We start from the raw sequence: 21,677 nt of genomic DNA, 5'->3' as shown, positions 1-21,677 counted from the left end.
TTTACAAAACGAGAAAAGAAAGGAAATAGTTATGGCGATTTTGGTTACCGGCGCGTCGGCAGGTTTCGGTGAGGCGATGTGCCGCACGTTTGTACAGGCCGGTTATTCCGTTATCGGCGCGGCGCGGCGCGGCGAGAAACTGCAGGCATTGGCGGCCGAATTGGGCGAGCGGTTTTATCCTTTGGAAATGGACGTTTCGCGTACCGAGTCGATACGCAACGCGCTCGACAGCCTGCCTGAAAATTTTGCCGAAATCGATTGCCTGATCAACAACGCCGGATTAGCGTTGGGTTTGGAAACGGCGGACAAAGCAGATTTCGGCGATTGGGAAACCATGATTCAAACGAACATTATCGGTCTGACTTTCCTAACGCGCCAAATCCTGCCACAAATGGCGGAGCGCAAACAAGGCTATATCATGAATCTGGGTTCGATTGCCGGCAGCTATGCCTACGAGGGCAGCAACGTGTACGGCGCGACCAAGGCGTTTGTGCGCCAGTTCAGCATGAACCTGCGCGCGGAATTGGCGGATAAAAACATCCGTGTCACCAACATCGAGCCGGGTTTGTGCGGCGGTACCGAGTTTTCCAACGTCCGATTTAAGGGCGATGACGAGCGGGCGGAAAAGGTTTATGAGAACGTCGAGTCCATCCAGCCGCAAGACATTGCGGATACGGCTTTGTGGCTTTATCAGCGTCCGGCGCACATGAACGTCAATTCCATCGAAATCATGCCCGTCGCCCAAACGTTTGCCGGTATGAAAGTCATCCGCAATACGCTGCCCGTGCCCGCACAGGCGGAGAATTTTGAGAAACAGAGTATGTCTTTGTTTGCACGGATTAAGTCGTGGTTCAAATAGGGTTTTGAAAGAAGAAAGGTCGTCTGAAAATGGTTTCAGACGACCTTTTTAGTTAGGGATTTCAGGGTTTGACAGGTTTGCCGTTGATGCTGACGGAAGTCAGTTTCAAATCGTAGGTTTTGCCGTCGTCGGTATAGCTGATTTGGGCGGGGATGTTGCCCAAGGAGGTGGCGAAGGAATAGGTTACAGTGTCGTCGCCGCGTTGTACGCGGTATTTTTCGACGGGTATGGCTTTGCCGTTCAGGGTATAGCTGCCGCTGCCGATTTTGCTCATACCGCTGACGGGATAGATTTTTTTGCCGTTGGTGATGCTCAGGCGGGCGGGCAGTTTCGCATCGTTGGCGGCAAGCTGCCATGCCAGCGTGAATAAATCGCTGATGTTGCCGCCGACGGTTTCGGTTTGCAGCTCGCCTGTTTTACCGTAGGTAACCTGATTGCCTCGGAATTTGGCTTCGGCATAGGTTTTGCCGTCGCGGACATCTTTATAGTAACTCGGGCGGATGGTGTTGCCGCTGATGCTGCCGCCGGATTCGAAACGGATGTGGTAGAGCGGGACTTTGATTCTGGAAACGATGGTGTATTGGTTGCCGCTGCGTGTGAAGGTCATGCTGGCGGGTATGCCGTAGCTGCCGGAGTATTTCAGGGTGGCTGATTGGGGTAGTCCTGCGGCATAGGCGTTTGCGGCGCTTAGGGAGAGGGCGGCGGCGATTAGCAGGGTGGGTGTTTTCATGATATTTCCTCCTGTTTTGGGTCGTCTGAAAGGGTTTCAGACGAGCTTGGTTGTAGAAAATTGTCGCGTTGTTTACACAACAGGTTGAGAAAAATAAGCCTGTAAGACCTCAAACGGCGTATCGCCGTTCAAACTGCGGTGTGGCTTCACAGTGTTATAAAAATTAACAAAGCGGCACAACTCCTTTTGCCGATGTTCCGGACTCTCAAACGACTGTTTCTCATGCCACATCTCCATCAGGGTACGGATAACCCGCTCCGCCTTACCGTTGGTCTGCGGACGGGCAACCCAGGTAAACTTTTGACCAATCCCGTTCTCGTAACAGGCTACACCGAAAGCATGGTTGGCCGAGCCTTTGTATTCCGTACCGTTGTCGGAGTAAACGCACTCAATCAGGTATGGGCAGGGATCAATCAGGTGTTCGGTCAGAAACTTGGCGGCGCTGTCTGCGGTTTTGTCCGGCAAAATGGCGGCGTATAGCTCCCTTGAGAAATCGTCGATGGCGACAAACAGGTAATCCCGCTTATCGGTGGCTTTCTGCCCTTTGAGCAGCGGCAGCCGTTTGGTGTCGAGATGCACCAGCTCTCCGGGGTAGGATTTATTGTAGCGTTTGGCCTGCTTTTTGAGTTTTTCCTGAATGCTGCGTTCTACCTTGGCCAGGCGTTTCATTCCGTACTTTGCCTGTTTGAAACGGTTGTTGGTACTGGTTTGCGGTTTGAGCAGTCTGCCTCTTGCGGCTTTAAGTGCGCGGTAAATGGTGACGCGGCTGACTTGGTAGCGGCGTGCCAGGGAGGTGACGCTTTCCTTCCCCTGCGTGTAGGCCAGCCAAATGGCTTGTCGGTGGTGCGGGGTGAGGCGGGTGTTTTTGTGCATGTTCATGTTTCAGTATTCTCCTGGAAATACTGTAAACAACGCTACTGGTTTCTACAGCTTGGTTTATTGGAGATTGCCCGAACCGAACATAAATTCTATCTGGCTTTGGTAATGGCTGTTGCCGTTGCGTTTGTCGAAGTCGGCGGCAAGCTCGCGGGCATGTTGCGCCGCATCTTCGTCAAAGGGGTAGAGTGCGATGAGGTAGTCCAAATAGAGCATATTGTCGTTTTGGGCATGTTGAATAATGGCGTTGCCGTGCCGGTTCATCAAGTCGAGGGCGCGTTGCGACTGTCCGAGTTTGTAAGACAGTTGGGAGAAGAGGGGAATAAGGCGGACGAAAATTTCGTCTTCTTCGGCGTTGATTTTGTCTATGGCTTCATCCAAAAGACGCTCTGCTTCGGGATATTTGCCCAGCCGTATCATGCTGTCGATGGCGGGATGGTAGGTAATATGCGGCACTTCGGCACAGGTCATTTCGCCCGTTAAGATGGGTTGGGCGGCGTCGATGGCTTTTTGATACTGTCCGATGAAATGGTAGAAGTTGACTTGTTCGGTCTGTTCGCACGCGGGACAGTCGGAAAATTCGTCTGTCGCGGTTTGCTGCCATTTTTGGAAATTTTCTTTGGCGGCGGTGTGGTCTCCGGTCAGGATGTTTTGCAGCATCAGGGTTTTATAAAATGATGAAAGACTAAACCGCATGTTTTCATAGTGGTAGCGCATTGTTTCGTTCGCTTCCTCGATTTCCTTTTTGTCGAGAAAGAGGTCGCGGGCAAGAGTGGGAATGATCCATTTGAATTTCCACTGGCAATCGATTAAATCGTAGAAGCCTTCGGGAAAGCCGTCGTCTTCAGGATGCTGCTCGTAGCTTTCGTCACAGCGGTCCAAGTGATGGTCGATCAGCCAGTTTAGGCAGTGCAGCTTGAAACCGGGAGAAAAGGATTGGTTGCTGAGTACGTCGCCGACAACAAAATTGCACAATGCCAACGTTGTTTCGGGGTCGTTTTTGAGGCTTTGGTTGAATAAATCGATGGCTTTGCTTTGGCGTTGACGGTAGTCGGATTCGGAAATGATATCCAAAAGGGTCAACTGGTTTTGGCTCATGGTTTTTCCTTATGTGGTACTGCTGCTTAGGCGGGGATTACGCGAGCAGGGTTTGTCCTTCGGCGTTGCGTTCTGAATTGAACACGCGGTTGCCTTCGATTTTCAGACGACCTGCGACGAAATCGGCAACGGCTTGCGGGAATAGGCGGTGTTCGACGGTAAGGACGCGGGCGGCAACGTCGTCGGGCGTGTCGCCATCAAGTATCGGCACGATGCCTTGCGAGATAATCGGACCGCAGTCCAGCTCGGGGGTCACGAAGTGGATGGTACAGCCGGCAACGCGACAGCCTGCTTCGAGGGCGCGTTCGTGGGTGTGCAGGCCGGTGAATGCGGGGAGGATGGAAGGGTGGATGTTGATTAAGCGGTTTTGGTAATGGGCGCAGAATTCGGGTGTGAGGATGCGCATAAAGCCTGCAAGGACCACCAAATCGGGTTGGTAGGCATCGATTCTCTCCATCATGGCTTGGTCAAAAGCGAGGCGGCTGGGGAAATCTTTGTGGTTGAGGCTGTCGGTGGCGATGCCGCGCTCGACTGCCCAAGCCAGTCCGGCGGCAGTTGCGCTGTTGCTGAGGACGGCGGCGATGCGGGCGTCTGGAATGGTGGCATTGACGATGGCCTGCATATTGCTGCCGCGGCCGGAGATGAGGATAACGATGTTTTTCATGGTGTCGGGCTTTCGATTTTTTTCAGGCAGTCATTGTATAGCAAAATAAAATCGGAATGCTATGCGTGATACGGATGGGAATCGGATTTGCAAAGGTCGTCTGAAACGGATAAACCGTACCATTGCTGCCTGAAAACAGATAACGGCAGTTGGGAGTTGGGGGGGATTTGTAATGAAAAATGCCCGAAACGGATTAGGTTCGGGCATTGGGTTAAAGCGCGGGCTTATTGGACTTTTTTGATATCAACTTGACCGGGGGCAGGCTGGAAGTCTTCGGGTTTGCCGATTTTAACCAGCTTCACGTCGAATACCAAAGTGGAATTCGGACCGATTTTACCACCGGGAACTGCCTGATCGCGGTAGGCAAGTTTGGACGGGATATAGAATGTGGCTTCGCCGCCTTCTTTCAGGAGCTGGATGCCTTCAGTCCAGCCGGGGATGACTTGGCTGACGGGGAAGGTGGCAGGGCTGCCGCTGGCTTTGCTGCTGTCGAAGACGGTACCGTCAATCAGGCGGCCTTCGTATTCGACAACGACGATGTCGTCTTTGGTAGGCTGTTTGCCTTCACCTTCTTTGGTGATTTTGTATTGCAGGCCGGAGGCGGTGGTTTTCACGCCTTCTTTAGTTGCATTTTCTTTAAGGAACGCTTCGCCTTTCTCCAAGTTGGCTTTGGCGTCAGCTTGAAGTTTTTCTGCGGCTTTGGTTTGTTGTTCGGTCAGGAATTTCATCATGACTTCCTGCGCCTGGGCTTCGGTCATTTTGTTTTCTTTGCCTTCATAAGAAGCCTGCATGGCTTCGATGAAGACTTTCATATCAATTTCCGCACCTTGATCTTTCATTTGTTTTAAAGATCTGCCGATGTCCATACCCATTGCGTAGCTGGCTTGTTGGGCTGGTGTGCCGATAGAAGATGCGTCTGTTGCGGCAGAAGCTGCGGATGCGGGAGCAGAGGCAGCCGCAGGTGTATTAGTGTCTTTTTTGTCGCAGGCGGTCAGTGCCAATGCGGCGGTGATTGCCAATGCGCTGAATTTGAAAGTTTTGTTCATGGTGTTTTCGTCTTTTAAAGGTCAGTAAAAGAAAGTCGGGATTATAGCCCAGTTTGATTCAAAAGGAATCAAAGCTGTTTAAATTTTTGGCTTGGATTGTAAAGCTGTTTTCAGACGACCTTCGCTTTCAGGCTTTTCCGGTCATATTGTGGTGTTCGATGGTAAAGCCGCTTTTTCTGTATGCGCTGAAGCGTTCGCGTGCGTCGGCGAGTTCTTCTAAACTGCTGCCTACGATTTCGAGTACGCGGGCGGGGATGACAGGGGCTTCGTTCCAAAAGTCGGGCGAGAGGTTGAGGACGGTGGCGTTTTCAAGTACGGTGGGCAAAGTATCGCCGAACGCGAGCCATACGGGTGTTTCAGACGACATGGGTTGGTCGGGTTGCCAAATTTCGTGCGGAATGAAACTTTCAGGGATTTGCTGCCAAAGGTCGCGGTCAAGGCGGCGGATGGTCTCGGCAGAATCTGACCACACCAATATCTGTCCGCCGTCGCGTATGGCGCGCGCAATCAGGCGGCAGGCGAAGGCGGCGGGGTCGGCGGCGTGGGTGTAGAAAGTAGCTTTAGGCATGGCGAGGGAGTGGGGTGGGGAAATGGGGATTATAGTGAAAACGGGTTGAAAGGGCTATTGGGCTTCCTGAATTGGATTTCAAACCTTTTGTCTTTGTTTTTTCAGACGACCTTTTTTGCGGCAGTCAGCCCTGTTCCAACACCTTCCGCGCCGCTTCCGCGCCCCAATACAAAGCTTCTTCGAATACCGAATAGCCGCTCAAATCGCTGTGGGCAAACAGCAGGCCTGACGCTCGGTTTCTGATTTTTAACAAAGATTCATCGTTCAGATAACCGACTTTCGGCACACTCATGCCGTGTCCGCGCACCGTAACATCGACGTGTGAAACGTGTTGCCAGAAGCCCTCTCCGTAGGCGGCGATCAAGTCTTTGGCGGCCAAGTCGCGCAGTTCTTCGTCGGAGGCTTCGAGCAGTTGGCGGCGGACGGTTTGCGGGGTGTCGTGGTTTAACGCGGCATAGGCGGTGAAGATTGTGCGCTCGGGGCGGGCGACGCGGATGAGCTGGTTGGTGGCGACGACATAGCCGAGCCCCTGGCTGCCGTAGATGACGTTATCCCACGCAGTTTCGCTGTTGTTTTTTTCTTTAGGGAAACTGTGCAGCTCGAAATTGGCGACCAACCACGGGGCGTATTCGGGAATGTTCAAACCGTATTGTGCGGGATTTTTGATGATGCGGGCGGCGACCATCAGCGGCATGGCGGAGATAACGTGTTGCGCGGTCAGGGCGACGGTTTCGCCGCTTGAATTGTCGCGCAGCCAAACTTCGATACGGTCGTCTGAAAGCGGTTTGATTTTGACGGCGGATGCGTTGACAGAAGCGGATTTTTCGAGGCGGATGCGGTTTTCAGACGACCATTGCCAACCTTCCTGCAAACCGGCATGGCGGCGCAGGTTTTCGGAAAGGCGCGCCAAACCTTCGGGCCAAGTGAGGACGGTTTCCGCGCTGTTGCGGGCGGCGAAGTAATGCAGTCCGGCAAAGGCGGATACTTGCGCTATGCCCTGCCCGTAATCGTCGCGGCAGCAGTAATCGAGATACCACAAAAGTTCGGGCGAGGTGTAGCCCTCTCGCACAAGCCATTGTTTGAACGTCAACTTATCAAGTTTGCGCCACGTTTCGTCTGCCGATGACAGGGCTATCGGAATGGCGAAAATCTTTTTGCCGTCGCTGCCGTAAGCCTGTTTCAGACGACCGATTAAATCAAAAAAACGTTTGGAATCCGCATCTTCCTTCGGCAACAGGTGTTCATGCCATTTATCCTGATACAAAAGGCGCGACTCGGGCGCGTAAACCAAATCGGTTTCCCTGAAACTGCCGTCCGATTGCAAGATACCAAAATCCGCCAGCATCTCGCGCACATACGCGCTCTCTTTTGACGGTAAGGCAAGATAATGCGCGCCGCTCGGTGCTTTCAGGCCGTCTGAAGCGGCGTAGGCGGCATTGTTGCCGTTGCGCTCGAACCCTTCCGCCAACAATACATCACGATGACCGTGTTTTGCCAAATACCACAACGCCCCCAACCCCGCCGCACCGCCGCCGAGTATCAGCGTATTGCATTCGTAACGGCGGCTCGGCGGGCTGAGCAATTTCCCGTCGCGCAACAAATGCCCCAACGGCAGCCCGACGCGGTTGACGGAAACCGGCGGTTTGCGGTTGAGGCGGTTATAAGTCAGCCAAGAAAAAGATGACGCGGCGGCAAGCGCGGCGGTGTAACTGAGGAATTGACGGCGTGTCGGCATGGGGTTGGATGTTGGTTTAGGGTTCTGATAGGTCGTCTGAAAAAATTAAGACGGTTTCAGACGACCATTACAGGTTTTATTATTCTATTGGCGGCTCTATATCGTCCAATATTCCTTCGCCACGTTGCGCAATCGTCCAAACGGCCTGTTCCGCCGCCAATTCCCTGCACAATATTTCCTTCACTCTTTCCAACTTCATGCCGCCGCAGATAAATGCGTCTATGGCGGCGAAGCGGTGTTCCGGCCAAGTGTGGATGCTGATGTGGGATTCGGCGAGCAGTAAGATGCCGGTAATGCCGCCTGCGCCGCCGAAGGTGTGGAAACGTTCGGCGAGAACGGTGGCTTCTGCGGCTTGGGCGGCGGTTTTGAGGGCGTTTTTCAGACGACCTTCGTCTTTCAAGACAGCTTCATCACAGCCATATAAATCTAAAAGACCGTGGTTGCCGGGGATATGGGTCATTTATGGCCTCCGGAATAACCGCTACCGCCGTAATAACCGCCGCCGTAATAGCCGCCGGAGTGCATACGCGAACCGTCGGAATCGGAAGAACCGTAGCTGATGATCATGGAGATGACGATGATGATGGTGCTGAAAATGATGTAAGTGGTTCTCGACATGGTTTAATCCTCGTCCTCGTCTTTTTTGCCCATAGTCCACATTAACCAGGCTCCTATGAAGATGATGGAGGGGGTGGCAGGATTGTCGCTGATTATCAGAGCAGGGAGGTTGACGACAACCAAAATGGCGGTCATTACGATTCTCAGTGATTTATCAATACCGTCTGCCGCCATTTTTGCGGTGTAATGCGGTGCGCGGCTGCTCAGGCTAAATGCCTCGGCAACTTCGCTGTAATCAATTGGCACGCTTTTGCTCCATGCTATTTCGTGCGTGTTCAATTCGGCAGAAAGTTTGCGGTTTTGTCCGTCGCGGTAGTCGCTGTAATAGTTCAAATCGCCCCTTCGGATGCGCCAGTAGAACGCGCCGGCCGCGACTTCGACCCTGCCGCCGTAGTCGTAAAGTTTGCCGCAGCCTTGCGGTTGGCGGTTGCGGTCGAGGCGCGGCCATGTATTTTGGGTTTGGGAAAGGCTCCAGCCGTCATCGGATTCGACCAGCCACAGGAAACCTTGCGTCGGGTTGTAAAGCAGATATTCCGACCATTGGCCTTCGGGCGTGAGCACGCGGTTGGCGCCGTTAAACAGGTTGTCGAATGTTTCCTGTGCGTCGGTTTCGGCGTATCTGACTGCGCCCATAACGTAAAATTCGCGGTTTTTCAGACGACCTTGTCTGCCGACGGGCAGGGTAAACAGGTTTTGCTGCGCCGTGCGCATGGCGTTGGCGGTAATGAGTTCGGCTTTGTCTTTGCCGATTGCCAATTCGCTGCCGCAGCTTGGGCAGTTGAGATGGGAGGTGATGCCGCTGACCCAGTGGACGGACGAGCCGCAGTTGGGGCAGTTCTCAGAGGCGATGCTGCCTTTCAGACGACCTGCGCTTTCTTTGATTTCGTCTTCGCTGCGGGTGTTTTCCAGCTTCAAATCATCTAAATTCACCATGCGGCCGAAGAAGGTTTCGGGGGTGTCGTCGCTGTAATCGAGCGTGATGAAAAGGTCTTCGCAACGCCAGTCGGCGACTTTGTTTTGACGGTCTTCGTCCAAAACAAACGGCAGCTCGCCCTGTGCGGCAGCGCGTTTCAAGCTGATGTGGCGCACGTCTGAGGCGACATAGCGTTTGTTTTGGAAAGTCAGTTCGCTAAATCCCGCCCGAATGTCCTCAAAGCGCGGCGGGTTGTCAGTTTCGACGGGCATGGTCATCACATACAAATCGCCTGCTTCCGAAAGCCAGCCCGTCCTACCGTCGTCAAACAGCGCGTACCATTCGTTCCATGCGCCGTCGTCGTATTGCACCTGAAGCCGTCCGACTAGGGTGAAGCGTTGCGTAAGGAATGTGCCGGCTGTGCCGATTTGCAGCGGGCTGAAATCTTCCAGCAATGCGGAATCGCGGCCGGAATCGACGATGCCGTCATCCTGCCGCACCAGCATGCTGTTGCAGTAGCCGCACACCAGCGTAACGGCTGAAGCGGAATGCGCTTCGACAGGCGCGCCACAGCTCGGGCAGTCGGTTTTGAAGAAGGGGGTGTTTGACATGTTTGCTTTTTCGAGTGGAGAGGAAGGCTTCAGACGACCTTTTTACAGCGCGGATTTGAATAAAAACTTACCGTGTCGTCATTCCCGCACAGGTAGGAATCCATTTTGGAGATTCAGAAACGGTTTTTCAAATCAGGGTTTCTTAAGTTTGACGATGGATTCCCACCTGCGCGGGAATGACGACACTGAGTTTTGATGTAAAAACGAATTTTCAAAACCACCAACAGGTCGTCTGAAAACCCGCAATCTGTTTTCAGACGACCTTCTTAATATCAGCCGATCAACTGCTTCAACACTTCCGCTTTGGCTTTATCGTAATCCTCTTGAGAAATCAAACCGCCGTCCAGCAAAGATTTGAGTTTCGCCAATTTTGCCTGCGGGTCTTCGGAGGTCGTCTGAACGCTTTGCGCGGGTTGGGCTGCCGGTTGCGCCGCGGGCTGCATCATGCCCGCCATCGCGCCTGCCATTGCCTGACCGACGCCTGCTCCCACGCCCAAGCCTGCGCCGATTCCGGCAAGCCCACCTTCGTTTTGCGCGGCGAGCGGGATGGCTTCGGAGGTTTGGTATTGGGTGTAGCGTCCCAAATCACCGATGACGCCCATGGAAATTTTCTTATCCAAGGCTTCTTGGATGGCGGCAGGCAGAGTGATGCTTTCGACGGTGAAGTTTTCCAGCGTCAAGCCGAGTTTGGCAAATTCCGCGCCGAGCAATTCGCCGATCTTTTGCGACAGCAAAACTTGGTTTGCCGCCATGTCCAAAAACGGAATGCCTGAGCTGCCGAACGCCGCCGCGAGTTGGGTTACGGCGATATTGCGCAACTGGGCTTCCAACTCCGCGCCGCTGTATTCTGCCGCTACGCCGCTGACTTCTTTAAAGAATTTTGCCGGATCGCTGATGCGGTAGGCGTACATGCCGAACGAGCGCAACTGCACCGCGCCGAACTCGGCATCGCGCACGGTAACGGGTTGCGACGTACCCCATTTCCGAGCAAGCTGTTGTTTGGTATTGAAAAAGTAAACATCGGATTTAAACGGGGATTCAAAGAGTTTGTCCCAGTTTTTCAGGTTGGTCAGCAGCGGCAGCGTTTGCGTGTTGAGCGTGTAACGCCCCGGTCCGAACACGTCGGCGGTTACGCCTTCGTCGACAAACATCGCCATCTGCGCCTCGCGCACGGTTAGGCTCGCGCCGTTTTGGATTTCTTCATCGGCAATCGGGAAACGCCACATCAACAGGCTGTCGTCGGGATTCGGCCATTGGATGACGTCAATAAACTGTTTCTTGATAAAGTTGAACATTGCAGTTCCTTATTTTGAAGAATGGGATAACACGGAGCGGGGCGGAAATGCGGCCAGCCGTATATTTTGCAAACTGTTTATATAAATCAGGTCAAACAAGCGGCATTCAAGATACCGATGGACACGGACACCGCGCCATAGAGTGCGCCGACGGCGACGTTGTTGCCGATAAGTTCTTCCGTTGCGCCTTTAATCATCATCGTGGCGGCAAAATACACCAAAATCTGAATCACTGCTGCGGCAAGGCCCCACAGGATAAAATCGATGAAACTGACACTGTGGGCAATGCTGGATGCGAGCGTCAGACAAAATCCGACCAGCGCGCCGCCGAACGACAAGGCGCAGGCAAGGTTGCCGTTTTTAATCAGCCGCAACTCTTCCGCAGGCGTAATACGCAGATACACCGCGCCGAAAACGGCAGTCATCGCTACACCCGCAAGCATATATTGCAGGTAAAGCAGGTATTGGGGCAGGGAAATACTCACGATAGGGATTCCTTGTCAGATAATTTTGATGTTTTTGATTATGCCATATTTCAATAGCAAAGGTCGTCTGAAAAGGGTTTCAGACGACCTTTTACTGTTTTTTGCTTTGTTTTGGGTTATCAGGCTGGCGGAGGCAGAAGAGGGAATGAGACTATAGTGGATTAACTTTAAACCAGTACGGCGTTGCCTCACCTTGCCGTACTATCTGTACTGTCTGCGGCTTCGTCGCCTTGTCCTGATTTAAATTTAATCCACTATATAACCTGTCCCGCACTATTCTCGATAAGGCCTCAAAAAGCTATAAAAATCGTCTGAAAAAAATGCGCGGAGTTTTCCGCGCATTTTGCTTAAAACGTACTTTCGTTTTCAGACGGCCTTTTACAAGGCGGCGAGTACTGCGTCGCCCATTTCGGAGCAGGAAACGAGTTTTGTGCCTTCTTCGTAAATATCACCGGTGCGCAAGCCTTGTTGCAGCACTTTTTGGACGGCGCTTTCAACTTGTTGCGCGCGGGCTTCGTCGTTCAGGCTGTAACGCAGCAGCATGGCGAGCGAGAGGATGGTGGCAAGTGGGTTGGCTTTGTTTTGTCCGGCGATGTCGGGAGCGGAGCCGTGTGACGGTTCGTACAGGCCTTTGCCGTTTTCGTCCAGCGAGGCGGAGGGCAGCATGCCGATGGAGCCAGTCAGCATGGAGGCTTCGTCGGAGAGGATGTCGCCGAAGATGTTGCCGGTGGCGATGACGTCGAATTGTTTGGGCGCGCGTACGAGCTGCATGGCGGCGTTGTCCACATACATGTGGGAGAGTTCGACGTCGGGGTATTCTTTGCCGATTTCTTCAAAGATTTCACGCCACAGTTCGGTGGTTTCCAAGACGTTGGCTTTGCCGACGGAACAGACTTTTTTGCTGCGTTTTTGGGCGGATTGGAAGGCGACGTGGGCGATGCGGCGGATTTCGCTTTCGCTGTATTTCATGGTGTTGTAGCCTTCGCGTTCGCCGTTTTCCAGAACACGGATGCCGCGCGGTTCGCCGAAGTAGATGTCGCCGGTGAGTTCGCGCACGATGAGGATGTCGAGGCCTGCGACGATTTCGGGTTTGAGCGTGGAGGCATTGGCAAGCTCGGGGTAGAGGATGGCGGGGCGCAGGTTGGCAAACAGGTTCAGGTCTTTGCGGATTGCCAATAGGCCGCGTTCAGGACGCAGCGGGCGGTCGAGGTTGTCGTATTGCGGGCTGCCGACCGCGCCGAGCAGGACGGCATCGGCTTTGCGGCAGAGGTTTTGCGTGAATTCGGGATAGGGATGGCCGTATTCGTCGTAGGCTTCGCCGCCCAATGGGGCGTATTCGTAGCTGGCGTCCAAGCCTTGGGCGATGAGTTTGTCGAGTACGCGGACGGTTTCGGCGACGATTTCGGGGCCGATGCCGTCGCCTCGGAGGATGGCGATATGTTTGGTCATGACAAAATCCTTATGAGGGTTTGGAAAAGGGGAAGTCGTCTGAAAACGGCAAAGCGTTTTCCATTTGTAAGGATGGTGTTTTCAGACGACCTTTTGTGTCTGTTTGCAGGTCGGTTTGCTTGAACGAGGCTGATTGTACCATTGCGGCATCGAGAAAGCTGCGTGGAAATCATGCAGGCGGATTCGTCGGGAATGCGATGGGCAGCCAAGTTTTACATTAGTTGCGAAGGATTGAAGGAAATCAGTAGCGTTCTGCTTCGATACGGATTTTAAAAACGGCTTTGCGTATGTTTGGCCTGTCGCCGACCAGCGGAGCATGTGCGTCGTTGGGAAAGAAGAGGGCAAACTCGCCCGGTTGGAGCGTGAGCCAGGTTTCCGGTTCGCAGTCGAAAAATTCGATGTCGCGCTTTTCGTCGTAGCCCAAACCGTTTTTCAGACGACCCCTGTCTATCCAGCCGTAGGTTTCTTCCCCGCTGATGGGGACTTGGATGTCGATGTGTTTCAAATGCGCTTCAGGCTTGGCTTCGGCTTTACTCCTCATCGGTTCGCTGCCGACAAAGAGGCGGATATTGGGGTTTGCGCACGGCACTTGTCCGTCGGGCAGGGCGGCGAAATCCAGCGTTTGCAGCAGGCGGACGGCGTCGGCGAAGTCGGGGTGCAGTGCGGCGTAGCGGGTGGCGTTGGTGATGATGTCGGTAATCATGTTTTGCAGAAAGAGATGAAAAGGCCGTCTGAAAATTAAACCTCAGGGTGTAGCGAAGCCAATACGTTCTTCAAGATGCCTTGCCGGAAGACAAATAAGACTTCGGTATAGGCGGCACCATCTCCGATGACGGTCGTTAAGAAAAGGGTGTCGTCTTTAGCGCGGTAGTAACAGTGGCTCAGTTGCGTATTATCGCCTGCCTTTTCAAAATATGGGTCGAACAGGTGGTCATATTGGGCTCGGGGGGCGATTTGTGTTTTACCGTTGCGGAAAAAGGCAATTTCACGATAGTGGCTGAATGGAATTGTACCGTCAGTGCCGAACATTTCTTTTCCGCGATAATGGGAGAGTCCGTATTGATCGTGTGTAAACAGATGTTTTTCTTTCTTATAGTTGAAACGTTCCGATTTAATGCGCACGCCCATGCCGTTTTTTTGACAGGTAAAACCGTCGGCAGTAGCCGTAACGGGGATGCTTTCATAACGCGACAACGGAATCAGTCGCGAAGTATGCACCCAGCCATCCAGGCTTTTTTTGCCGCGCAAATCGTAGGTCATCTGCCAACCGTGTTCTAAATGAAGCTTTCCCTCCATCTCGGGGGTATAAACATGAGTGCCGTTTGGAATTTTGGTCAGGATTCGGCTTTGGGTGTTCGGTTGTTCGCGTAAGTTACTGTATCCGTCAGGATCTTGAATTTCTGAGAATTCCGCATGTGCGGCGAGGCTGATAAAAAGTATAGGGAGCAGGATAATTTTTTTCATGGTGTTGTGTGTGTGAAATTGTTGGGTATGTTTTTCAAATATGATGGTAAAGAGTAACGATCTGATTGTGTGTTAATAAAAGAGGTCGTCTGAAAATTCGCTATACTCGTTTTCAGACGACCTCATCGTTTATCAACTGTTAAACAGCCAAGGCTGGCTTTGGCGGCGTTTTTCTTCGAAATCGCGGATTTCGTCGGCGTGTTGCAGGGTCAGGCCGATTTCATCCAAACCGTTTAAGAGGCAGTGTTTGCGGTGTTCGGTAATGTCGAATTTGAACGTTTCGCCGCTTGGTGTGGTCAGGGTTTGTTCGGCAAGGTCGATGGAGAGCTGATAGCCTTCGTTGGCTTCAACTTCTTTGAAAAGCTGGTCAACTTGTTCTTCAGTCAACACAATGGGCAGGAGGCCGTTTTTGTAGCAGTTGTTGAAGAAGATGTCGGCGAAGCTGGGGGCGATAACGGCACGGAAGCCGTAGTCGTCCAATGCCCAAGGGGCGTGTTCGCGCGAGGAGCCGCAGCCGAAGTTTTTGCGCGTCAGTAGGATTTGCGCGCCTTGGTAACGCGGCTGGTTCAGCGAGAAATCGGGGTTCAGCGGACGTTTGCTGTTGTCCATGCCCGGTTCGCCGTGGTCGAGGTAACGCCATTCGTCAAAGGCATTGGGACCGAAGCCGCTTCGTTTGATGGATTTTAAAAATTGTTTGGGGATGATGGCGTCGGTATCGACGTTGCTGCGGTCGAGCGGGGCGACGATGGCGGTGATTTTGGTAAAGGCTTTCATGTTCTGTACTTTTTCGTTTGTCGAGGATTATAAAATGCCCCGATTTCCGGGGCATTTACGTTTAAATTTTGTTTAGTCAGTAGGTTTTGACATTTTCAGCGGTATTGCTGACAGCAGTACCGGCGGCGCTGACGTCTTTAGCTACGCCTGAAATAGTGTTGCAGGCAGAGAGCAAGGTCATCGCGGTCAGTGCGATTAGGGCAAATTTCTTCATGTATGGATTCCTGCGTGAAATTGGATTTTGGATTAGTAATTTTTTACAGACTCAGCGGAACCGCTGACTGCGTTACCGGCGGCGCTGACATCTTTGCCCATGCCGGAAATGGTATTGCAGGCAGACAGCAAGGTCATAGCGGTCAAAGCAATGAGGGCGAATTTTTTCATTTGAAGCTCCTAATAGTTTGAAAAGTACAGTCTGTGTTACTGTATTACTAATAATATTCGGCATCTTCACAAAAGGCAATAGTTGGTATAAATGAAAAAATGCGGAGTTACATGAATATAAACGAATATAAACGGTGGTTTGAGTAAAGGTTTTTATAACTCTTATTGTTTGCGTAGTAGGCTGCCTGAAAATATATTTTAGGCAGCCTTGTGTAAAGATAGCAGTTTATTCAGTAGCTTCTTCAATTTTTTCGCCGACATGGGTCATGCCGCGGCCAACGACATTACCACCTTTTTTCACGGCAGCTTTGGTTTTGTCCCAGCCGCGCTCGGCAGCGTTTTCTGTTTTATCCCAGTTGCGGCTGGCGTCATCTTTCGCTCCGGACCAAGTGCTGGAGCAGGCAGCCAGGGTAAGGGCAGCAAGGGTGGTTATCAACAGTTTGTTCATCATTGGATTCCTTGATTTAAGAGTTGGAGAATCTCCTTTGCGCGGAGATAGTGGTTACAGCCGGCCTTTGGTGGTTATGCAAGGTCGTCTGAAAGATTATGCCATGGTACGGATGTCGGTAAAGCGTCCGTTGACTGCCGCGGCAGCAGCCATAGCGGGGCTGACCAAGTGCGTGCGCCCGCCGTTGCCTTGGCGACCTTCGAAGTTGCGGTTGGAAGTGGAGGCGCAGCGTTGGCCCGGAGTCAGGCGGTCGGCGTTCATGGCGAGGCACATCGAGCAGCCCGGTTCGCGCCATTCGAAACCGGCATCAATGAAGATTTTGTCCAAGCCTTCCTGTTCCGCCTGCCGTTTAACCAAGCCGGAGCCGGGAACGATTAACACGCGCTGTACGTTGTCGGCTTTTTTACGGCCTTTGGCGACGGCGGCGGCTTCGCGCAAATCTTCGATGCGGCTGTTGGTGCAGGAGCCGATGAATACGATGTCGACGGGGATTTCGTTCAGCGGCGTACCCGCTTCCAAGCCCATGTATTCGAGGGCGCGTTCCATGCCGCTGCGTTTGACGGGATCGGTTTCTTCGGCAGGATTCGGTACTTTGCCGCTGATGTCCAAAACCATTTCGGGCGATGTGCCCCATGTTACCTGTGGTTCGATGTCCTCGGCTTTGAAACGGTATTCTTTGTCGAATACCGCGCCTTCGTCGGAAACCAGCGTGCGCCAGTATTCGACGGCTTTGTCCCATGCTTCGCCTTTGGGTGCGAAGGGTTTGTCTTTGACATAGTCGATGGTGGTTTGATCGACGGCAACCATGCCGGAGCGCGCACCTGCTTCAATCGCCATGTTGCACAGGGTCATGCGGCCTTCCATAGAGAGACTGCGGATGGCTTCACCGCCGAACTCGATGGCGTAACCCGTGCCGCCTGCCGTGCCGATTTGTCCGATGATGTAGAGGGCAACGTCTTTGGCGGTAACGCCCGGTTTCAGACGACCTTCAACGGCAATCAGCATGGATTTGGATTTTTTCGCGGTAATGCACTGGGTCGCCATAGTGTGTTCGACTTCGGAAGTGCCGATACCGTGTGCCAGTGCGCCGAATGCGCCGTGGGTAGAGGTGTGCGAGTCGCCGCAGACAACGGTCATGCCGGGCAGGGTCGCGCCTTGTTCCGGTCCCATGACATGAACGATGCCCTGACCTTCATCCATGAACGGGAAGTAGGCGAGTGCGCCGAACTCTTTGATATTTTTGTCCAAAGTATCGACTTGCAGCTTGGAAATCGGGTCTTGGATGCCTTTGTCCCAATCGCCGGTCGGGGTGTTGTGGTCGGCGGTGGAGACAACGCTGTCGATACGCCACAGCTTGCGCCCCGCCATTTTTAGACCTTCAAATGCCTGCGGGCTGGTGACTTCGTGCACTAAATGGCGGTCGATGTAGAGTAGGACAGTGCCGTCTTCTTCTTCGCGGACGACGTGGCTGTTCCAAAGTTTGTCGTAGAGGGTTTGTGCGCTCATGATGGGTTATCTTTACTTATTAATAATAGGAGTAGATGGTTTGTTTTGATGGGCGGATTTTAGGCTTTTTGCAGGGGTAGCGCAATAGAAATTTGTCTAATTTCTACTTTTTCACATAAAAATCTAAAAATAACTTTCAAAAATTAGACAAATTGTAGAATTGTTGACAAAAAGAGGTATTTTATTTGAAACAATGCTTGTCGTACCGCCTAAAAAAGCACTATCATTTCCATCCGTATCCCACATCCGACAACAGAGGTATAGAGAATGAAATTACCGGTTATGGCTGCCGAACATCTGTCACAACTTCAGGCATTTGAAGCGAAAATCCTGTGCAACCACGCCAAAATCGAAGCATGGTTCCGTTCGCAATGGAACGCGCACCGCCCGCCGTTTTACGGTTCGGTCGACATCCGCAATGCCGGTTACAAAATTTCATCTATTGATATGAACTTGTTTCCCGGCGGTTTCAACAACCTGAATCCGAATTTCATCCCGCTGGCGGCAGTGGCGGCGCAAGACGCGGTGCAACGCGCCTGCGAAACGGCAAAATCCGTATTGATTATTCCCGAAAACCATACCCGCAACACGTTCTACCTGCAAAACGTTTACGCACTCAGCGAGATTTTGCGCTCGGCAGGGTATGAAGTCCGTTTGGGCAGCCTGAATCCGGAAGTTACCGAGCCGACCGAGTTTGAAACCGCACTGGGCGACAAAATCCTGCTGGAACCTTTATTGCGTACCCGCGAGCGCGTCCATCTTGCCGACGGCTTCTCGCCTTGCGTCGTCTTGTTGAACAACGACTTGTCCGCGGGCGTTCCCGACATTCTCAAAGGCATCAGCCAAACCGTATTGCCTCCGCTGCACGGCGGTTGGACGACGCGCCGTAAAACAGAACATTTCAGCGCATACAACCAAGTCGCCGCCGAATTTGCCAAGCTGATTGACATCGACGAATGGCAGATTAACCCGTATTTCGAAAAAATCGGCGGGTTGGACTTCCAAGAGCGCGAAGGCGAAGACGCGTTGGCGGAAGCGGTAGAACGCGTGCTGGCAAAAATTCAAGCCAAATACGACGAATTGGGCATTGCCGACCAGCCTTTCGTTATCGTCAAAGCCGACGCAGGTACTTACGGCATGGGCGTGATGAGCGTCAAATCCGCTGACGAAGTGCGCGGGTTGAACCGCAAAAACCGCAACAAAATGGCGAAAGTCAAAGAAGGCTTGGAAGTCAGCGAAGTGATTGTCCAAGAAGGCATTTATACCTATGAAACCATGAACGGCGCCGTGTGCGAACCCGTCGTTTATATGATGGACCGTTTCGTTATCGGCGGCTTCTTCCGCGTACACGAAGGACGCGGAGCGGACGAAAACCTCAACGCCGGCGGCATGGTGTTCGTCCCGCTGTCCAACAGCATTCCCACCGGCAGCGGCGACAACTCCCAAGAAGCCCCCGAAGCCTGCAAGCGCGTATTCGAACAATGGGACTCGCTCGGTATGCCGCGTTCCGAAAAAGACTGCGACGTGGACAACGAACACAACCGCCTCTACGTTTACGGCGTAATGGCGCGCCTGTCACTGCTTGCCGCCGCGCTTGAGTTGGAGCAAACCACTCCGTAAAGGATTAATTAAAATAGTGAAAGGTCGTCTGAAAACTTGAGATTCAGGTTTTCAGACGACCTTTTTCATGACGTTTGCAGGAAATTCAATTATTATCCCCACCTGATTTCAAAACTAATAATAAAAAGGGAAACAGTTTTGCTGAAATATTATGGATTGCCGTTTTGGGCAGTCGGCGTCATCGCCTCGTTCGCTTTGCCGTCCATACCGCATTGGGCTGCGTGGCTGGCGGCGGCATTGGTTTTGCTGGCGGCTTCGCGGCGGTTTGCAGCGGCGGGAATGATGCTGTGCGTCCTGCTTGGCGCGGCTTACGGCGTGTTTCGGACGGAAGCGGCTTTGTCGGCGCAATGGCCGCTGAACGGGTCTTCGGAGTCGGTGTTGACGGTTGAAGTCGCAGATATGCCGCGCGGCGACGGGCGGCGGGTGCAGTTTGCGGCGAAGGCGTGGACGGAGGACGGGCGGCAGTTTGATTTATTGCTGTCGGATTATCAGAAACGCAATTGGGCGGTGGGCAGCCGCTGGAAGGTGTCGGCACGGCTCAAGCCGGTTATCGGCGAAGTGAACCTGCGCGGGCTGAACCGCGAGGCTTGGGCGTTGGCAAACGGTTTGGATGGCGCGGGCACGCTGGGCAAAGGCAGGAGCTTGGTTCGCGAGGGCGGCGGTGTCGGCTTGGCGGTGTGGCGCGATGCGGTCAGCCGCCGTTGGCAGGCTGTCGGGGCGAGAAGTCCGGATTTTTCGGACGGTATCGGTCTGATGCGGGCTTTGAGCATAGGCGAACAATCAGCGTTGAGGCCCGAACTGTGGCAGGCATTCCGACCTTTGGGTTTGACGCACTTGGTCAGTATTTCGGGGCTGCACGTTACGATGGTGGCGGTGTTGGCGGGTTGGCTGGTCAAACTGATTTTCAGACGACTGCCTTGGATACCGGCAAAACCGCGCGTGTGGATTTTGGCGGGCGGCGCGGCAGGGGCTTTGTTTTATGCGCTGCTGGCGGGCTTTTCCGTGCCGACGCAGCGCAGCGTTTTGATGTTGGCGGCGTTTGCCTGGGCTTGGTGGCGCGGCAGTCTGTCTTCGGGTTGGGCGGCGTGGTGGCAGGCTTTGGAGTTGGTGTTGCTGCTTGATCCATTGGCGGTTTTGGGTGTCGGCACTTGGCTGTCGTTCGGCTTGGTTGCCGCCTTGATTTGGGCTTCGGCAGGTCGTCTGAAAGAACGCGGCTGGCGTTTGGCTGTACGCGGACAATGGGCGGCGACGGTGTTGTCGGTGGTATTGTTGGGCTATATTTTTGCGTCCTTGCCCATCATCAGCCCTTTGGTCAATGCGGCGATGATTCCTTGGTTTTCTTGGGTATTAACGCCTTTGGCGTTGCTGGGGTCGGTGTTGCCGTTCGCACCTTTGCAATGGGTAGCGGCAGGTTTGGCGGAATACACTTTGCGCGGCTTGGTTTGGTTGGCGGAGGTGTCGCCTGAATTTGCCGTAGCCGCCGCGCCTGTGCCTTTGTTGATTTTGGCTTTTGCAGCGGCTTTGCTGTGGCTGTTGCCGCGCGGTCTGGGTTTGCGACCGTGGGCGTGTTTGGTGTTGGCAGGATTTGTGTTTTACCGCCCCGACCGTTTGGACGACGGCTTGGCGCGGATTACTGTGATGGACGCTGGACAGGGTTTGTCGGTATTGGTGCAGACGCGCGACCGCAACCTGCTGTTTGACACGGGTACGGCGCAGGCGGCGCAAACGGGTATCGTGCCAAGCCTGAACGCCATGGGCGTGCGCCGTTTGGACACGCTGATTCTGTCGCATCACGACAGCGACCACGACGGCGGTTTGGACGCCGTTTCCGATATTGAAATCGGCAAAACGCTGGCGGGACAGCCTGAGTTTTATCCGAACGCAAAATTTTGCGCCGAAGCGCAATGGCAATGGGACGGCGTGGATTTCGAGTTATTGAGGTCGTCTGAAAATTCGGGCGGCGAAGACAATGACCGAAGCTGCGTCTTGCGCGTCGTTTCCGACGGGCAGGCATTGTTGGTTACGGGCGATTTGGGCGTCAAAGGCGAAGCAGGGCTGGTAGAACGCTACGGCAGCTCGCTGTACAGCCAGGTTTTGATATTGGGACACCACGGCAGCAATACGGCTTCATCCGGCGGCTTCCTCAACACAGTCGCGCCCAAATACGCCGTTGCCTCCAGCGGCTACGCCAACGCTTACAAACACCCCACTCCCGCCGTCCAAACCCGAGTCCGCGCACACGGCGCGACTTTGTTGCGAACGGATTTGTCGGGTGCATTGGTATTTGAGCTGGGCGGCGATGAAGTCTTTAAAGGTCGTCTGAAAAAGGATAAGTTTTATTGGCAGAAAAAGCCGTTTGAGTAAATGAAACGGGTTTTCAGACGACTTTCTTCAGCTTTATCGGCAAGGCAGGGGATAACGTTTCTGTTGGTTTTTTTATAGTCGAAATATTGGTGGTCATCAGCCCAGATATGGGTTTGTTCGGAGGGATTTGGGGGAGGGAAGGCTGTATCCGACAGGTGGGGGGGGAGCCG

The 21,677-nt window shown here is 53.4% G+C and carries 22 protein-coding genes and 1 pseudogene; 4 read left to right on the top strand and 19 right to left on the bottom strand.

Annotated features, from left to right (window positions below; genetic code table 11):
- Positions 1-31 precede the first annotated feature (31 nt).
- A complete protein-coding gene (locus tag NM96_05990) occupies positions 32-859 on the top strand; it encodes an SDR family NAD(P)-dependent oxidoreductase (GenBank protein ID AVR78945.1) in 828 nt (275 codons plus the stop codon).
- A 61-nt stretch (positions 860-920) separates the two neighbouring features.
- Here NM96_05990 and NM96_05985 read toward each other — a convergent pair whose 3' ends face one another.
- The 12 genes from NM96_05985 to leuB form a co-directional block, all read right to left on the bottom strand.
- Complete coding sequence (locus NM96_05985; protein AVR78944.1) at positions 921-1,589, bottom strand: DUF3108 domain-containing protein; 669 nt, start codon at positions 1,587-1,589, stop codon at positions 921-923.
- A 72-nt stretch (positions 1,590-1,661) separates the two neighbouring features.
- Positions 1,662-2,468 (bottom strand): IS481 family transposase, encoded by an 807-nt coding sequence (locus tag NM96_05980; protein ID AVR78943.1) that lies wholly within the window; start codon positions 2,466-2,468, stop codon positions 1,662-1,664.
- Between the two features lie 57 nt (positions 2,469-2,525).
- On the bottom strand, positions 2,526-3,563 hold the full coding sequence (locus NM96_05975; protein ID AVR78942.1) for a hypothetical protein: 1,038 nt from the start codon (positions 3,561-3,563) through the stop codon (positions 2,526-2,528).
- A gap of 37 nt (positions 3,564-3,600) precedes the next feature.
- Positions 3,601-4,227, bottom strand: coding sequence for a phosphoribosylglycinamide formyltransferase (locus NM96_05970; GenBank protein ID AVR78941.1), 627 nt, complete (start codon positions 4,225-4,227; stop codon positions 3,601-3,603).
- Positions 4,228-4,451: 224 nt separating this feature from the next.
- Positions 4,452-5,273 carry a peptidylprolyl isomerase gene (locus NM96_05965; protein ID AVR78940.1) on the bottom strand — a complete coding sequence of 274 codons (822 nt, stop codon included), beginning with the start codon at positions 5,271-5,273 and terminating at the stop codon, positions 4,452-4,454.
- A 127-nt stretch (positions 5,274-5,400) separates the two neighbouring features.
- Positions 5,401-5,841 (bottom strand): DNA polymerase III subunit chi, encoded by a 441-nt coding sequence (locus tag NM96_05960; GenBank protein AVR78939.1) that lies wholly within the window; start codon positions 5,839-5,841, stop codon positions 5,401-5,403.
- A 124-nt stretch (positions 5,842-5,965) separates the two neighbouring features.
- Positions 5,966-7,576, bottom strand: coding sequence for a twin-arginine translocation pathway signal (locus NM96_05955; protein ID AVR78938.1), 1,611 nt, complete (start codon positions 7,574-7,576; stop codon positions 5,966-5,968).
- 79 nt (positions 7,577-7,655) lie between these two features.
- Positions 7,656-8,036, bottom strand: a complete 381-nt coding sequence (gene speD, locus NM96_05950; GenBank protein ID AVR78937.1) for an adenosylmethionine decarboxylase — start codon at positions 8,034-8,036, stop codon at positions 7,656-7,658.
- Positions 8,037-8,197: 161 nt separating this feature from the next.
- Complete coding sequence (locus tag NM96_05945; GenBank protein AVR80282.1) at positions 8,198-9,613, bottom strand: DUF4178 domain-containing protein; 1,416 nt, start codon at positions 9,611-9,613, stop codon at positions 8,198-8,200.
- A gap of 377 nt (positions 9,614-9,990) precedes the next feature.
- Entirely contained in the window at positions 9,991-11,013 is a 1,023-nt protein-coding gene (locus NM96_05940; protein AVR78936.1) for a hypothetical protein, read from the bottom strand.
- An 86-nt stretch (positions 11,014-11,099) separates the two neighbouring features.
- On the bottom strand, positions 11,100-11,456 hold the full coding sequence (locus tag NM96_05935) for a hypothetical protein (GenBank protein ID AVR80281.1): 357 nt from the start codon (positions 11,454-11,456) through the stop codon (positions 11,100-11,102).
- Between the two features lie 420 nt (positions 11,457-11,876).
- Complete coding sequence (gene leuB, locus NM96_05930) at positions 11,877-12,947, bottom strand: 3-isopropylmalate dehydrogenase (protein ID AVR78935.1); 1,071 nt, start codon at positions 12,945-12,947, stop codon at positions 11,877-11,879.
- A 133-nt stretch (positions 12,948-13,080) separates the two neighbouring features.
- Between leuB and NM96_05925 the strand changes: the two are divergent.
- Positions 13,081-13,158, top strand: a pseudogene (locus tag NM96_05925) (transposase).
- Positions 13,159-13,188: 30 nt separating this feature from the next.
- On the opposite strand, the gene NM96_05920 reads toward NM96_05925, so the two are convergent.
- From NM96_05920 to leuC, 7 genes are all read right to left on the bottom strand, one after another.
- Positions 13,189-13,650, bottom strand: coding sequence for a YhcH/YjgK/YiaL family protein (locus NM96_05920; GenBank protein AVR78934.1), 462 nt, complete (start codon positions 13,648-13,650; stop codon positions 13,189-13,191).
- Positions 13,651-13,685: 35 nt separating this feature from the next.
- A complete protein-coding gene (locus NM96_05915; protein ID AVR78933.1) occupies positions 13,686-14,411 on the bottom strand; it encodes an SH3 domain-containing protein in 726 nt (241 codons plus the stop codon).
- A gap of 132 nt (positions 14,412-14,543) precedes the next feature.
- Positions 14,544-15,185 (bottom strand): 3-isopropylmalate dehydratase small subunit, encoded by a 642-nt coding sequence (leuD, locus tag NM96_05910; GenBank protein AVR78932.1) that lies wholly within the window; start codon positions 15,183-15,185, stop codon positions 14,544-14,546.
- A gap of 76 nt (positions 15,186-15,261) precedes the next feature.
- Positions 15,262-15,399 (bottom strand): entericidin, encoded by a 138-nt coding sequence (locus tag NM96_05905; GenBank protein ID AVR78931.1) that lies wholly within the window; start codon positions 15,397-15,399, stop codon positions 15,262-15,264.
- A gap of 32 nt (positions 15,400-15,431) precedes the next feature.
- Complete coding sequence (locus NM96_05900) at positions 15,432-15,569, bottom strand: entericidin, EcnA/B family (GenBank protein ID AVR78930.1); 138 nt, start codon at positions 15,567-15,569, stop codon at positions 15,432-15,434.
- Between the two features lie 226 nt (positions 15,570-15,795).
- Entirely contained in the window at positions 15,796-16,020 is a 225-nt protein-coding gene (locus NM96_05895; protein ID AVR78929.1) for a hypothetical protein, read from the bottom strand.
- A 93-nt stretch (positions 16,021-16,113) separates the two neighbouring features.
- Entirely contained in the window at positions 16,114-17,523 is a 1,410-nt protein-coding gene (leuC, locus tag NM96_05890) for a 3-isopropylmalate dehydratase large subunit (protein ID AVR78928.1), read from the bottom strand.
- Positions 17,524-17,790: 267 nt separating this feature from the next.
- Between leuC and gshA the strand changes: the two genes are divergently transcribed.
- Both gshA and NM96_05880 read left to right on the top strand, forming a co-directional pair.
- Positions 17,791-19,143 (top strand): glutamate--cysteine ligase, encoded by a 1,353-nt coding sequence (gene gshA, locus NM96_05885; GenBank protein ID AVR78927.1) that lies wholly within the window; start codon positions 17,791-17,793, stop codon positions 19,141-19,143.
- Between the two features lie 138 nt (positions 19,144-19,281).
- Entirely contained in the window at positions 19,282-21,507 is a 2,226-nt protein-coding gene (locus NM96_05880; protein AVR78926.1) for a DNA internalization-related competence protein ComEC/Rec2, read from the top strand.
- Positions 21,508-21,677: the final 170 nt, after the last annotated feature.

It is taken from the genome of Neisseria mucosa, assembly GCA_003028315.1.
Lineage (GTDB): Bacteria > Pseudomonadota > Gammaproteobacteria > Burkholderiales > Neisseriaceae > Neisseria > Neisseria mucosa.
The sequence above is the reverse complement of the archived record's forward strand: the minus strand, read 5'-3'. Positions and strand labels throughout refer to the sequence as shown.